The following is a 15,260-nucleotide window of genomic DNA, read 5'->3' as shown; positions in this document are numbered from 1 at the left end:
TGCAAAGGGCTTTTTGTCAAGATTCGTGGCCTGAAACGCACCCTGTCCGGCAGATAGCTGGCGTCAATGTGATTGGACTTGCGATCTTTGCGACCTCAGTTCAGTTGAGTGCCACGTAAAGCAACTGGGCCGGGGTGATGTCTGGGCGGGCCTCATAGGCAACCAGATCCTCCCAAAAACGATCAAGGGTCCGCAGGGTATTTTCGCGCTCGGACAGAGACAGTTCTTCGCGCAGCACGTTATAGGCGGCCTCGCGATCGGTCGCCCCGATGTCTGTCGATAACGTTTCCAACGCGGCACGAAACGACAACAGGTAGGTCGATTGTACATGCCGCATCTGTTTGATCTCGGCCACGTGCTTCTCGACCTGCCGCCCATAGACCGGGCTGTTTTCTCCGGCACGCTGCAAATCGATAAGCAGTCGGATATTGCCGGCCTTGTTCTCGATATCTGCGGCGTTCTCGTCCAGTGAATCCACGAACACCGCCCCCGCCAGCAGCGTCGCGCGCGCGGATTGCTGAAGCGCGGTCTGCGCACGATCACGCGCGCGGCGAAATTCAAGCTTGAGGTTATCAAGTTCGTCCCTGCGCCGCGGGTCGATCTCGGCCTCGATCAGCGTAGTAATCCGGGCGACCGGATCGACGGTTGCGCCATTCTGATCGGCATTTGCCAATTCCATCCAGCGATCGCGTATCTCGTTCAACCGCTGGTCGGTCGTCGTGATCGGCGCGGCCAGAACGAAACGCACGCCAAAGGTTTCGGCCCGCAGCGGCGTGCCTTTCGCGGCGTCAAACGGAGGGTACTCGGTTCTTTGCGCACTGTAGATCTGATCGGCACTGGACAGGACCGAACCACCTCGCGTCACAATGCCGCCAACCTGACCGCCCGGCCGACCAACTGCATTCAGCCGAAACGGTTCAAGCATCAGTTCCTCGGCGTTGCCGTAAACATCAAACAAACCGAGCGGATTTGGTTTGCGTAACCCGACAGGCCCCAATGTTCCGCGCGACGATCCGGACGCCTGAAAGCGCGCATAATCCCGCAGATCCCCATTGCCAAAGAAAAGTGGGGCTGGAAATTGCGTTGCATCCACACGGGCACCGCCGCGCGTCGCATACTCCCATTCGGCCTCGGTCGGCAGGCGGACAAAGGCAGGAGCGTCATCGACATGTGGCAAGGCATTTGTCGCGTTCTGCAGCAGCCATTCGTTGTAGCGCTGCGCAATTGCCACTGCATCAAACCAGCCAAGACCGCCTTGCGCCAGACGGTCAACCCGAGACGGCGCTTCGCAGTCTCCCATCAAGGCCCGGTACTGACCCCGTGTAAGTTCATAGCGCGCGATGTAGTAATAGGTGGTCCCGCTGTCGTCATCCTCAAATGGCCCTCGCAGGTACGCGGGCAACAGATAGTCGGCGTATCCGGTCTGATCCCGCGACTGCCCCAAACGTACGCGGCGATCCGCAAGAGGATCGCTTGCATCCACCGGAACACTAACCTTCTGAAAGGCCATCGCAGCACCGCAGGGCATCGGCAGCAGCAGATCGGCGGGTTCGGTTTCAAAGGCTGGATCAGTCAATTCAAGCGGCCAACCCTCTTGGGCAGACAGAGGACCGGCCAAGGTTAAGAGTATAACGACCAACAATCTCTGTATCATCATATGCCCTCTCGCAGAACGCTGGCCGGGTCGAGCCGCTGCGCCGACCACGCCGCGACCGCGGCGGCGCCCAGAACCAGAACCAGCACACCAAGGCAGATCGTCAGCCCGTGTGCGATCGGTATCTGCGTGATGGACGCGCCTTGGGGAAGCCCCTGCCCAAACATCGCGCCAGCGATACGCCCGGCCGCCAGATACAACAGGAACGAGACGGTCAAACCCGCGAGCGAGGTGATCAGTGCCTGCACTACCGGAAACAACGCAAGCGTACGCCCCGGTATGCCCAACAGCGCCATGCCCGCCAGAACCGTCTTTTTGCGGCTGACGTCCGACCAGAACCCAAGCACCAGTGCCGCGCCAAGGCCAAGTGCCGCAAGCCCGGCAGTCAATCCAAGCGCAAGGTTCAGCTTACGGCCCAATCCAAGCAAGGATTCAACGTCGCGCGTGCGTGCCGTGGTGCCGATGGACAGGTGATCTTCGATCCGTGCCTGCAGACCTGCGAGATCCTGCAGATTTCGGGCATAGACGCGGATCCCTTCGTAGGACGGCACCCGGTCCGCCAGATCACGCGTGCCCGTGATGCCGTGATCCGGCAGGCTGTAGGAATCATAAAAGGCCTCGATCAGGTCAAGCATTTCAAACGGTGCCAGCACGGCGCGCCCGGCCGTGGCCGTTTCCGGCAAGACCAGCGCAACTGTGACGGGCAGGACAAGTTGCTTGGGGCGCCCCTCGGCCTGGCTGATCAATTGCAGGTCGGTGCCCGCACTCAGTTCCAACCGTGCTGCCAGCTGGGCACTCACGGCAACCTGATTACCAGAAATCTCAGCCCCATCCGGCAAGGTTGGATCCCCCGCGCCGGTCGGGATGATCAACGCCGGGCGCATTCTTCGCCCACCTTTCGCGCGGACGTTCATGTAATCGAACTGGCCGCGCACCTTGGGCGTCAGAAACGCAATCTCTGGCCAATCGCGCATGGACGCAAGATCGGCGTCTGCAAAGGACGCATTGCCGCGCGTGTCGATTTGCCGGTTCACCGGGTCCGCGAGCATTTCACCGATAAGCGCCGAATAGACACCATTCTTGACACCGAACAACACCAATAGCGGCACAAGTATTCCAACCATGATCGCCACATTGCAGAACAGAAAGAACCGGTCGCGCATCAGATCACGCCATGCCAGCGTAGCAATCAGCATGACACCTGCTCCAACCTGCTGGTTACGACACCGTCCCGTGCCTCGGTGGTCAACCCGAGACGCGGAATGTCAAATCGCGCGATACGATCGGTGTCGTGGCTTGACAGGATTACGCCGCACTCTTGTTCAGCCGCTGTGGACAGAAACAGGTCCAATACCACATCTGCTGTGTCGCTATCCAGTGCCGCCGTGGGTTCATCTGCAATGACAAAGGGCGGTCGGTGCGCCAATGCCCGCGCGATGGCCACGCGTTGTCTCTGACCGATGGACAGGGTCCCCGGCATCAGACTCGCGACTTCGCTCAACCCCAATCGATCGATCAACGCCGAACACCATGCAGTATCTTTGCACCCGGTCACCTGTTGGGGTAGTGCGATATTATCGGACACCGTAAGAAACGGCATCAATGCACCTGTCTGGGGCACGAAACCAAACATTTTCCCACGCATCCGGGCCAGATCCGCATTGCGCGCCCCGCTTTGCCACAGCGCCGTCAAATCCGTGTCATCACATGAAAACACTGTGCCTGCGCCCGGTGCCCGCAACAGGCCGAGCAGTTCCAGCAACAGGGTCTTTCCCGATCCGCTCGCCCCGGTCAAGGCCACCGCCTGCCCCGGCTCAAGCTCCAGCCGATCAATCTGCAACCGAAATGCGCGATCCCTGTCGCGCAATTCTATCCGACCATTGGTGAGCGTCAGACCGCGCGCCATCGGGCCTAGGGCAACACGTCAAATGGCATCGCAAAGACGTATTCGCCGTCCGGTGCGCCATCATAGAGTGGTGTCCAGACTTTGGGGTCGAGCAACCATTTGCGATACTGCGCAAGTTTCTGTCGCATTCCGTCCAGAATGGCCCGCCGGTTCATCGCGCTCTGCGCCCAGCGATCCTCGGTGGTCAGCATCAACTGGCTCTCATAGGGCAGATCATCGAGAAATTCGAGCGCGCCGCCCAACGTATCACTTTCGGTGTTGATAAGCCGGTCAGGGTTCTGCGCCATTCGCGCAACAACATCCCGCACCTGGGTGAAAAAGTTTGCGGCATCCTCGGCACCCCGGCTCTGTTCCCCCAGCGTCAGCAACTGCGAGAGCAGGTCGGCCATCGTCGCCATTTCGTTCTTGGTCACCAGCAGCCGTGGTTCGATGGCCAGCCTTGACGGATCCTCGACCGCCTTTTCCGAAACCCAACCCTCGATCACGTCCGGGGCCTGTGTCCCGCGCAACCGCCCCAGATAAGCAAGCTGCAGGGCAAGGCCCAGATTGACCATCTCCTGACCGGTATCTTCTGGTGCCAGCACCGGCTGGTCATTGCGCGCCACCCGGATCACATCCGTGATCGCAGTGACAAGCCGCGTTACAGACTCCTCAAGCGCCTGTGGTGATCCGTCTTCGATGCCGTAATAAAACGTGTCTTCGTGGAAACGCGACAGATCACGATATTGCGCGGCGGCATAGGCATGTTGCGCCTCGCCCCCTGCCGAGGTTTGCAAATGCAGGGTCATGATCGCAACGCCTTTGTCCTGCGCATCCCGCTGCAATTCCTTGGCCCCGATATGGGTCCTTGCATTGGGATCACGAACATCCTTGGGACCGGCGTCGGTGATCAGGATCACGATCCTGGCGTCGAACGGATCGCGCCCGCCGCCGCTCCAATCGGTGAGATCAACGGCATCTTCCACACCGGCCAAACTGTCTTCGTTAAAGCCCGGCGAATTGATCTGGGCAACACGGGTCGCCGCCCGGATCGTTGCCACCACCGGGGTCTGATCCTGACGACGCTGCAGCGGCAACAACGTGCGCGTCCGGTATTCAAGCTCTGGCGTGGCTCCGGGGTTGTCCCGAAAGGCAACGACCCCGAATTGCACCCGCTCGCCGATCTCGGTGCCCTGCAATTCGTCAACGATCTGTTCTACAGCCGCTTGGGTGCGCTGAATATAGGGTTCCATCGATTGCGTCGTATCAAAGACAAAGACGATCCCTGCATCAAAACTGTCAGCTTGCGCCTGTGCAGGCTCAGTTGCCTCGCGAAGCGGCACCGAAGCGACCTTCATCAGCAAGTTTTCTTCGTAGTTCAACGGATGCAGATCCTGCACGAAATCGAGGATCGGCATCAGGTAAAGCTGATCGACGATATTGACGAATTCCGTTGGCTCCACGGCGACGAGCCCGCGCGTATCCGGCACGGTCCCCGCTGCAACTTCCGCCAGCATGCGTGCCTGCGTCTCGCGCAGCGCCTCATGCTCCATCATCTGGCGCAACCGCGCTTCGCTATCGAAGACAAACTGCCGTTCCCGACCGGCGCTGTTGGTAAAGGCCGCGACGATGTTCTGTTTCCACGGGACCACGGTTCCCGCCTGCACCCAACCGGTCGGCCCGCCGCTGATTGAAGGGCCGACCTGAATCCATCCCGGCTGAACATCAAAGATGTAGAGCGGCTGAAATGCGGGATAACCCAGCGTTGCTGCCTCGCCCGGGCTCGGATAGCCAAGCGCGCCGGGCCGCGTCAGAACCCGCTGATAGACCGTCTTGCGCCCCTCGGCGAGCAAGGGTCTTTCGGCGCCCTGCGCGACACTGGGCACCGGGGCGATCATCGGCCCCAGCAGGACGATACAACCTGCGATGGCGACGCGAATACGAGACCAGCTACGAACAGAAATCATCATAAGCCCCTTTGGCTAAGGTCGCGTCATCATTCGCCAACCGCTCGCACGTCTTGCTCAGGTTGTCGGCGGCCGTTTCGGATCCAGCGGTCACCGCTCGTGCATAGTATTCCGAAGCCTGCGCCGGATCATCCGCAAATGTCAGCCCGGTCAGGTTTTCGATCCGCGGGTCCAGCACCTCGCCATCGTACAGCGTACCAAACAGCAACAGCGCATCAGGATCATCTGCCGCGGCGGCCTCTTCTACAAGGCTCAGTGCGGTGTCCGGCTGAACATCAGAACCACAGGCACGGATTGCGTCGGCAATTGCAACGAACCCGCCCTTGGTTGCGGCGAGTGTCTGCCGAGTACAGGGCGCGGTTTGCTCCGTGACAACAGGCGCAGATTCAGGTGTGGGTTCAGGTTCGGAGTCCGGCCAGAAATACCAAGCGAGGGCGGCGGCGATCACAAGTGCCGCCAACAACAAGGGCAGACCCCATCCGCGCCTGCGGTCTGGTTCGACCTCCAACTCTTCCGGTTCTTCTTGCGAAAGCTCCAGAGACTCGATGACGTCGAGTTCCGCATCCTCGGGACCGTCCGGCTGGACCGTTCCGACACGTCTGTCTATGATCTCAACCGGCTTGCGGCCCACCGGTTGCAGGCCGCCCAAAACCGCCGCGCTGGCGCGTTGCGGGACGTTGTCTGGCCAGATCACGTCATAGGTACGACCGGCCAAGGTAAGACGCAAAGACGCATATTCTCCGAGCTGGTTGACAATCTCCGGGCCAATCCGCAGCCAATCTGCACCATCATGCCGATAGACGTCGTAAGGGCCGAATTCAAACTTTTCAGTCTGCCAATTCGGCTCGGCGTTGCCGCCGGACGCGTCAGCGTCGTCGGGACGCGCCAGCCAGCGTTCACCAAACGCATCAAAGACAGCAACCAACTGCCCACCGTCCGGCAGGCTGCCTGCCTCAAGCTCGAGAAACGCATAGCCGCCGGCAGGTTCCTGCGGATCAGGATGAACCTTTAAACTCATGCAGCGCGCGACCCGGTGAGTGAGGCGAGAATCTGGCCAAGGCGCAGGTTCTGCTCGATGTTGATTTCTCCACCGACACCATCCTTGGCATTGGCAAGCGCCACCGCATCCAGTGCAAACACCCAATCGGTCCACATTTGCTCGGCCGTGGCCCTTGGTGTCGCGGGAAGGTCGTCAACGCTATCAGCAGCTGGTGGTGCGCTGAATATCGCGCGGCTTTCGCCATCAGGCGTCTGGACTTGCGGGCGATCCGGTTCAGGCACATCCAGCATACCCAGCGTTGATACAAAGCGATTGATGCTCTCCGCGCTCAGGATCGAGGCAGGTTGCGCCTGTTTTTCGACCGTCAGCCCGAAATTGATTTCCCGGAGCCCATCCGCCGCCGACCGTCCCAGCCCAATGCGCCGTGCGGCATGAATCAATTCTGCAACCAGATCGCCTGCGGTCACGTCGCCCAGCCCGTATGCCTTGCGGCGCGCACGGTCATCCCGAAGCTGTTTCATCCGGTCAATCCAAAGCTCGATCGCGGTTTCGGATTGAAACTGTTCCAGCGTCATGGTGCGCACATTCGATTGATCATTCTCTGCGGCGCCAGCATTCGGTGCCGGGCGCGCGGGTCTGCCGGGTCGCTGCAGAACAGGTGTCTCTGCGATTTCAGGACGGCTGCCCCCACCCGCCGCGCTCACCGCGCTGGTGATCCGGACAGAGCTTGGAACCCGTGCAATGCGACCTTCGATCTCGTCCTGATCGACCATCAGCGCCGCCAGTACCGCGCCAAAGCGATGCCGCGCCAGCGCGTCTTCGAGATCGTCAATGATCCGGCTCACTATTTGCTTCTTTTCGTCAATACGCGTTTCCACGTCATCAGCCACGTGAAACGGGTTGATCGCCTGCCTGAGTTCCTGCCGGGCCTGATCCAGCTGCGTGGCGATCTGGCGCAACTTACTGTCAGGTTTACACACCTTTTCGAGCGCCGAAATCAGATAGCTGACGCCGCCATCATTCAACGACAACGCCGCATCCCATGCGGCAGGCGGATCGGCAAAATGCCGTGTCACCGACGGGGCAGCCAGACAGCCGGAACGCAGTTCCGAGATACGGGATTGCTTTTCAGGTCGAACGCGGGTTTCACGCTTGCTGGCGTCATACTCCATCAACCCGTCGACATAGTAGTTCGGATTGCGGAGCCAGAAACAGTTGGAAAACGCCTGATCCGGTGTCCATTCCCCGACCCAATTGTCACTGCCGCGCCCGAATTTCTCCAAGAGCGAGGCCGCCATGCGCCGTTCAAACCGGGTCTCGTCCCCCCCTTCGGCGGCGGAGTCGCCAAGATGCTTGTCAAATTTGGTCAGCACCACAAACAGCACGCAATCCGTCTGCGCCCGCAGTTGGGGTGTCGCCCCATGCGTCGTGCCGATCCAGTTCTGAACGAGTCCCGGCAAGTCGACGGTTTCCATATTGCTGTCCGGAACACAAAGCAGCATCGAGGTAATTTCCTGATTTTGCACATATCTGTCAAACAGATAGGCAACTTTTCCGCGCAACAGAAGCTCGGGCAGGATTTGCTCGGCACCACCAGTGAACGCTTTGCTCAGGTGCTGCTCAAACCGGTTTCTGGCACCGGGAAAGTCCAGCAAATCCGTTTCAGAAAACATCGTCGAAGGCAGCGATTGCATCGGCAATACCAACTCTGCCGCCAGACCGCACACCACCGATCGGGGCAGTGTCACCGCAGAGTGCCCTTGCGCGATCACAGACAGCGGCGCACCGTCGGCACTTCCCGACAGCGTCTTGACATCGATAATCGAAGTGTCACGCGGCACCAAAGCATCAAGCCCGGCATATACCTCTTCGGCGTGTCCAAGCTGTGCCAAAGCATCAGCCAAACGGATATAGAGATCGGAAAACGCCTGATGCCCGCCCCAAAGTGGTGCAAGGAACGCGGCCCGGTCCGCAATGCTCAAGTTCGGCGCAATTGTCGCTGCCTCTTCCCAGAATGGCCGCAGCGCCACGGCATAGGCCTCGCGGCCAAAGGCAGCTTCGACATATTCCCCGATTTCGTAGACATCGTCGCCGACCATCCCGGCGCGCGCACCTGCGGCACGGGCCTTGAAGGCATCCAGATGTGTGGCAATTTCTGCCGGTTCGAGGCTGAGTTCCGATCGGTCGCCATCCATAAAGAAACTGTTAAGCAACGTGCGCACGATGTCCGCCTCGCTGAGCAAGGTCAGCCGCACCGGGTATCCGTCGGGCGTAGGCGCGCGATCCATGGTGAACCGGGTGACCAGCCCGGTGCTTTCGCCCTCGCCCTCGGGATTGATTTCGCGGATATAGTCGAGTGTCCCGCCCGGCCCGTCAAAATCGGCGACCAGCGGCCCACCTTCGGGGCGTGCCAGAACCGAGACCAGAAACGACTTGCCAGCCTGACTCGGACCAAAGACGCTGACCGACATGCGCGTCTGGGCAGCACGGGCCAAGCGTCGCGCACGGCGCGCGTTGCGACGCATCATCTGGACCAGTGACTTGGTCTCGGCTCCGACCAGTTCCGCATTCTCCGGGTCTTCGACCCACGCCTGCGCCTGCGCGGTCAACTCGGCAAATTCAGCGCATTCCCCGGCTAGTTTCTGTTGGTGTTCTGCGGTCATACTCGTCAGCCTCTTACAACCGGAACAGGCCGGTATCGATCCAGTAGTCATCCTGGAACCCAAGCGTGTGAAGCCGCAACTCGACTTCGCCCACCTTCATGCCGGTGCCTTCATTGTCTTCAAGTTCAGTCACCACAAACGCCTCGCGCATCGCCTCGCGGCGCAGCGCGGTTTCGCTGGTCTCGCGGTCAGGATCCTCGTCAAATTCGCTCCGCTCAAAGGTCACGGCCAAGGGCGCGCGCGATTGTGCGGATTGGTTTGCAAAATCAAGTCGGTACAGTGGCGTCGTCGTCCAACGTTCCAGCGGAAGCTGCCGCGATCCAAGATAAATCGGCGTATACATGGTGATCCGCGCCATCAGGTCGCTTTCGGTTTTGCGCGCATCCAGATCGACATCAGCAAACAGCACCCGTTCGGCCATGATCTGCCCGGATGTGTCCATCTCGCCGATATAGCGCGCGGTCGATTGCATTCGGAAAGCACTGGTCGTGACTTTGAAATTCGGAATACGTCCATCACTGAGCGCGATCAGCATGCCACCCACCGCGACCGTCGATTTCGGATCACCGATGCGTTGTGTGACCGGATCACGGAACGGATACCAACGCCCAGTCTTGTAATCATGCATGGAAATCAATCGTTTCGGCGACACCACCAGCATCTCTTCGAGGATAGCGCGCACTGCCGGGAGCCGCGAGGGTCGTCCGGTCAACAGCACCACGTCCACACCAAGATGGGCAATCACCTCTGCCAGATTGCTCAGCGCCTTTTGAAACACCTCGCGCGCGATGGCATCCACATCTTCGCGGCTGAAGGTCAGTTGCACATTGGCCAGACGAAAATCGGTGGCCCCCAGATCCCGCGCCGCATCCTCAATATAGGCAATGAGGGCAACCGGCATATGCAGGTCGTCCTCTGCGATCTCATCAAGTGGCAACACGTCGCGAACGCCGAGCGCCAGTGGTTCGAATTCGACCGCCGTTTCGCACGTTTTGAGGATTGCCACCGCAAGCGGCATCAGCGCGCGCAGGGCAAACTGGCGGCGCTTCTGCACGCTCTGCTGGTCCATCCCGCCAATATCGCCTGCGAACAGTTCGCGCAGCTTTTCCCCGACGAACCGCCCGCCTGCCTGCTCGATGGCCTGTTGCAGACCGGGGAGAATGATCGCTGCGATGACCCGTTGCAGCATGTCATCGCCTGCGACGCGAAACCCTTCGCGAAAGGTCTGGCGCGGATGCAGAACCCGCCCCGCTTCGCCCCAATAGGTCGTGACCATCAAGTCGGTTGTGCCGCCGCCGATATCGATACAGGCCAGCCGCAGAGAAGGCGCCGCCGCCTGCCCCGGTTCCTGCGGACGCGGTGTCCCTTTCAGTTTGAGGAACCGATCAATGCGGCCATCGAATTTCTGTGTCAGCTCGGAATAGAGATAGACCATCTGCGTCGCGCTGGCCTCGTCCCATTCGACGATCAGTTCCGGCATCCGGCTGATCGAGCTGTCGCTGTCGCGCAGCCCCATCATCGCCCAGACCAGCGCCAGTGCGCCTTTGGCCTTGGACCGTATGATTGCCTGTTCCTGCGCCGTCGTCGCGGTGGGCAAGGTCAGAATGATCCGGTCAAGCCTGCGTGGGAGCTCAGACTGCGGACGCCGCGCACGGTTGGCCGGTGCGTTCACCTGGATCAGCGCATGGGAGATGATTTCCGCCAACATGAACCCGAATAACGACGCGCGAGAGAACCGGGGGCGAATTGCCGGGGTCTTTGGCGTTTTGCCACGCGGACGCAGACGCGCCTTTTCATCTGCCTCGATCTGCTCGAGCACATCGCCGGCCTCGTTCAAATGGCGCATGGCGGCGCGCAATCCCTTGGGCAGATTGTTGGGATCGGAATGATGATGAAAGCGCCAGTCCTGCAAGACAGGCTTGTCATCCCAGAGATACCGCTTGGGGCTTGAGAGGCCGGATGCGGTCTCGGTGCCTTCCTCTCCCGCCACCAGCCGCAGGGCCTCGGGGCCCATACGAACAAAACTCGGCCAGAGAAAAGCATTGCGCCGCCCCGAACGGCTGGCATAGCGCTCGTCGCCCATGCGATGCTCGGCGAATTCAACCCGGCTTTCGAACAGGCCCGAATAATGGAATTCCGGTCGCGACAGATCGCGCACCTCAAGCGGAAAGGACCGCGCCAGATCAAGCCGGGATTCCCCGGGAAACCTTTCGATCAGGATGCCGCAAGTGCGCGAATTGCCCACATCCAGCACCAGTTCGACCTCAACCGGGGCGGTGCTGTCATAGGCGCTGACGGTGTTAGCAAAGCGCAGTTTCGGAATGCGTACAGCGTGGTCAATCAGGCGCAGATAGGCCAGATATCGCGCCCAGTGTTCGAATTTGTGCGGCAGGTCGTCATGCGTGATCCGGCGCCCTGGACGTTCTGCGCGCTTGTAGGACATGAACAGATCATCGAGCCAGTCTGAGACCCATTTCTGCAAATCCAGCATTTGCCCGTCACTCGCCGGGTCAAGCCGCCGCAGGAACCAATCCATCCGCGCAGGGTCCGCAACAAATCGAAAGTCTCGTGATTTCTCGGCATCGCTGCGCTCGGGCGCCAGATACTGAAAGCTCTGATCGCCATCCATCAGCGCCGTATCAAGCGCGAGCTGCACGCGATGTGTATCGCCGGTCATCGGGTCCGGTTCGCCCAGCTCAACCGTCCGCATCCTAGCCCAGCTTGAGGGGCCGGGATCGAACCGTTCTTCACCCCCTGCCCCACGGTCGGTTTTGACCCGCAGGACCGGCACAGGAATCCACTTTGACAGGAAGGGCTCCAACGCGGCGACGGATCGCACCGAATATTCGTCATCTTCCGGTGTCGCGGCCTCTTCCACCACAACGTCGCTTTCGGCGTCACCGGTCAGCGGCAGTAACGCCCATTCCTCGGCAGCGTCAGTTCCACCAACCACCCGTTCAACAAACCGCGCATTGCGCAGTTCGATCTTGTCCATGCGAAAACCGAAATCGAGGATCTGCGTACCCGAATACGGAACAAGGCTCACCTCGTCCCGCCACTCGACCAACTGCGCCAGGTGTTGAGATTGCTGCATCCTGCCTACCTCGAAATACTTATGTTTAACGACCACTCGGGGGCCTTGTCACTGACTGTACCAGAATATGTCAGGTTTCGGCCATCCCGCCGTAACACATGCAGAGTCACAGGCTTTTCACCTTCGCCTCGGTTGCTCTTGAGACGAACCTTGACCTTGTAGAGCCCCGGTGTGGCCTGATCAAACACGATGTTCTCAACCGGATCCTCGATGGCGTCCGCCCGCGTCACATTTGCGTCCAGATCAAGTGTGCCGTCGCAATCCCCACGGTTGGCATAGGAGATCGTCTGCCCCGAAGGACAGGTCACCGCCAGATCAATGTCATCCAGCGTGTTCCAGGACAGTGCGAAATTCAGTTCGGACAGTCGCGCCCCACGTTCGTCGAGATCTCGAATGACATCCTTGCTGTCCCGTTCAGTCTCGTCTTGCGGGTCGGGGGCTGGCGTCGGCTCAGGCGTTTCCACCTCGGGTGCTTCGGTTGCCGGGGACGAATCCGGCGGGGCGGGCAAGACTGGGATCGTCGGCTGGCAGGCTCGATCCAACAAGGCGATTTCATGCTCAAGCGCAGCGATCTCGGCTTCCAGAACCTGCCGTTCGACCGGAATTGCGGAAACCTCGGGCGCGGGTTCCGGGCAAAAGAACAAACGTCCACCGTTCAGCCCACAAGGTGCAATCATCAGGTACAGAATATAGACCAGCATCGCCGCAAGCAGCAGCCACCCGAGCAACAAGAGCCACCACCAAGCCACGGATCGAGGCGGGTGATCATGGACCACGGCACCCTCTGGCACGAGCGGTTGAGGACGGGGTATCATCGCAGTCAGGATGCCGCGCACGGATTGACGTTCCGCACCAAGCCACGCCCAATGCACCAACACCGGCTGAACCGAACCGTCGGGTTGACTTACCGCGTAAATCATCGACTCCGCCGGGATTTCGATAGCATTGTTCAACGCTTCGGCGAGACGTTGATCCTGCACATCCGCGCTTTCCGCCAATCCTGCTGCGTCGCTGCGGATATCGGCGATCAGCTCGCCCAGACGGGCGCGCAGATCGGCGGCGGCATCCGCGTCCAGATCGCCAAGCGGCACCGCCGTTCCTTTGACCGGAGCATACCAATCTATCATGTCGCCATGCTCGGTCGCCACAGGTTCTGCAAACAGGTTGGCGTGCTCCGGCGACAGTCGGCTGCGCACGGTATCACTCACCAGTTCATAGGACCGCTGCGCTGCAGCCCCCAATGGTTGCAGCCCTTCCGAGGACGTTGTGGCGAGCAGCGTTTCGAACATGCCCGGCCTACTCCGCCTCAGCCTTGCGAGCACCGGCCTCTGCCCTCTGGACAACCGGCGAACAGGCGGCGCTATCGACCGTTGGCGCGGCTGTGGTCCCTTGCAGGAACGCCATCATGTCCGCAGTGGTCAACGCAAATCCACGATTTTGCAGCCGCCCCGCACGAACGAATGTGTTCACCCCGACCAGCCGCCCGCACATGTCTACCAGTGGCCCTCCGGAGTTGCCGCTCGACAACGCTGCAGAGTGCATCAGCACATGCGTCTGAGAACCGATTTGCTGTTCGGTATTGACGATCCCCTCGGTCACGGTCAGCCCCGGCACGGCCTCAAGATCTCCGGCCTTGAGCGCCGCAAAGTTGATATCGCTCGCCAGCACATCGCCGGGATACCCCGCCGCAACCACGTTGCTCAGCTTGAGCGAACTTTGCGGAACATGAACCTGAAACGCCGACACGCCAGTATCGGCAATCTGTAAGAGCGCAAAATCTCCTCCGGTCTCCATCAATGGACCTTGGCTCTTAACCACGGTGGCGACCTGCGGTGTTTCGAGACTGCCGCCGGTCACGAGGATCTGCCCTCCTGCCGTCATCGCAGCCGCAACTACATGTTGGTTAGTCATGATAAGGTCAGGCCCGATGACAAACCCGGATCCTGTCGCGCCCTTGCCGTTTCCGGCGCTGGCGAGCACCAGAACCGTGCGCGCTTCGATTACCGCAAGCAAGTCGGTCGCAGCCTCCGGATCGGTCGCATCCGGTATCACCACCCGCGCCGAGCTGCTGGGCAACAGGGCGTCGGGCGCGATGCTCGCCCGGCTCTCGGGTTGGACACCAAGCGCCGGCGGGGTCAGCCCTTCGGGAGTTAGACCATCGGGCAACACCAGCATTCCATCCGCCCGGCACATCGCCCCCTCCAACGCGGTTGCAAGCGTCTCGCGACGCTCCCGCAAGCTGTCATTGAGTTCGCGTGCCGCGCGCAATGTCGCTTCTTCGGTTATGGCTGGCGGTTCGGCTGCATGAAACAGGCGCGAACCCGGCATGAGAAGCCAGGCAAGAAAACCACCGGCCAACAGCAACAGGATCAAAAGTGGAATCCACGCCAGTCGCGTGATCCGGCGCTGGACAGGCACGTCAGCGACCACAGGTGCCGCTGCCGCAACCGGCGCGACCGGTGGCGCGGCGACCGGAGCAGGTTTGGGTGTTTTTCCAGTCGTTGGGGTCAATGTCAGATAGCGGCCCAAAGTCCCTGCAAAATGCTCCGGTCGGCTTGATACATTGGCACCATGGCAATCCGGCATCAGGCCCCAGTTGATAATCATCGGACGGTCACCGACCATCACGACATCATCGCGTCCATAGGTGCTGAGCGCGCCCAGTGCGAGATCCGCGTTTTGAGGTTCTTCGGCCAGAGCTCGCAAGGGGCGCAGATGGTCTGCGAGATAGGCCTCGGCGCGATCGCGTTCTGCTGGGGAAAGGCTTGAGAGCGCTCGCGGTTCCGCGGTCGTTTCCGCATACCATGCGACAGTCGGGGGAGCGGCGTCATTTCCATGGCTGATCAGTGGCTCGGCAAACAGTGCCGCCACTTCTGGCCCGGCCCGTTCGTTCAGCAAGGCCTGCAAGGCATCGTATCGTTCCAGAACCGGCGTTCCGCCCGCCTCGACAAAATCTTGTGGCGCCACGCGCGTCTTGGACAGAAAGTGGTCGGCCAT

At 60.5% G+C, this 15,260-nt stretch carries 9 protein-coding genes; all 9 read right to left on the bottom strand.

Translation table 11 applies throughout. The annotated features are described in order from the left end of the window. Positions 1–100 precede the first annotated feature (100 nt). Genes ABJO75_RS25295 through ABJO75_RS25255 form a run of 9 tightly spaced genes read right to left on the bottom strand, consistent with a single transcriptional unit; the run spans position 101 to position 15,260 of the window. Positions 101–1,657 carry an SUMF1/EgtB/PvdO family nonheme iron enzyme gene (locus tag ABJO75_RS25295; RefSeq protein ID WP_348133096.1) on the bottom strand — a complete coding sequence of 519 codons (1,557 nt, stop codon included), beginning with the start codon at positions 1,655–1,657 and terminating at the stop codon, positions 101–103. Next, a complete protein-coding gene (locus ABJO75_RS25290) occupies positions 1,654–2,850 on the bottom strand; it encodes an ABC transporter permease (RefSeq protein ID WP_348133099.1) in 1,197 nt (398 codons plus the stop codon). The genes ABJO75_RS25295 and ABJO75_RS25290 overlap by 4 nt, the downstream gene beginning before the upstream one ends. Further along, positions 2,844–3,560, bottom strand: coding sequence for an ATP-binding cassette domain-containing protein (locus ABJO75_RS25285; RefSeq protein WP_348133102.1), 717 nt, complete (start codon positions 3,558–3,560; stop codon positions 2,844–2,846). Before ABJO75_RS25285 ends, ABJO75_RS25290 begins: the two co-directional genes overlap by 7 nt. 5 nt (positions 3,561–3,565) lie before the next feature. Next, positions 3,566–5,506 carry a vWA domain-containing protein gene (locus tag ABJO75_RS25280; RefSeq protein WP_348133105.1) on the bottom strand — a complete coding sequence of 647 codons (1,941 nt, stop codon included), beginning with the start codon at positions 5,504–5,506 and terminating at the stop codon, positions 3,566–3,568. Then, entirely contained in the window at positions 5,490–6,524 is a 1,035-nt protein-coding gene (locus ABJO75_RS25275; RefSeq protein ID WP_348133108.1) for a hypothetical protein, read from the bottom strand. Before ABJO75_RS25275 ends, ABJO75_RS25280 begins: the two co-directional genes overlap by 17 nt. Further along, complete coding sequence (locus tag ABJO75_RS25270) at positions 6,521–9,169, bottom strand: virulence factor SrfC family protein (protein WP_348133111.1); 2,649 nt, start codon at positions 9,167–9,169, stop codon at positions 6,521–6,523. Before ABJO75_RS25270 ends, ABJO75_RS25275 begins: the two co-directional genes overlap by 4 nt. A gap of 13 nt (positions 9,170–9,182) precedes the next feature. After that, the gene (locus tag ABJO75_RS25265; RefSeq protein ID WP_348133114.1) at positions 9,183–12,263 is read right to left on the bottom strand and encodes a virulence factor SrfB; all 3,081 of its coding nucleotides are present in this window, start codon (positions 12,261–12,263) and stop codon (positions 9,183–9,185) included. A gap of 5 nt (positions 12,264–12,268) precedes the next feature. Further along, positions 12,269–13,552: a hypothetical protein gene (locus ABJO75_RS25260; protein ID WP_348133117.1), complete on the bottom strand. Its 1,284-nt coding sequence runs from the start codon at positions 13,550–13,552 to the stop codon at positions 12,269–12,271. 7 nt (positions 13,553–13,559) lie between these two features. Next, positions 13,560–15,260 carry a serine protease gene (locus tag ABJO75_RS25255; RefSeq protein WP_348133120.1) on the bottom strand — a complete coding sequence of 567 codons (1,701 nt, stop codon included), beginning with the start codon at positions 15,258–15,260 and terminating at the stop codon, positions 13,560–13,562.

This window comes from Sedimentitalea sp. (assembly GCF_039973035.1).
Taxonomy (GTDB): Bacteria; Pseudomonadota; Alphaproteobacteria; order Rhodobacterales; family Rhodobacteraceae; genus Sedimentitalea.
This window is presented reverse-complemented; position numbering and strand designations above follow the sequence as displayed.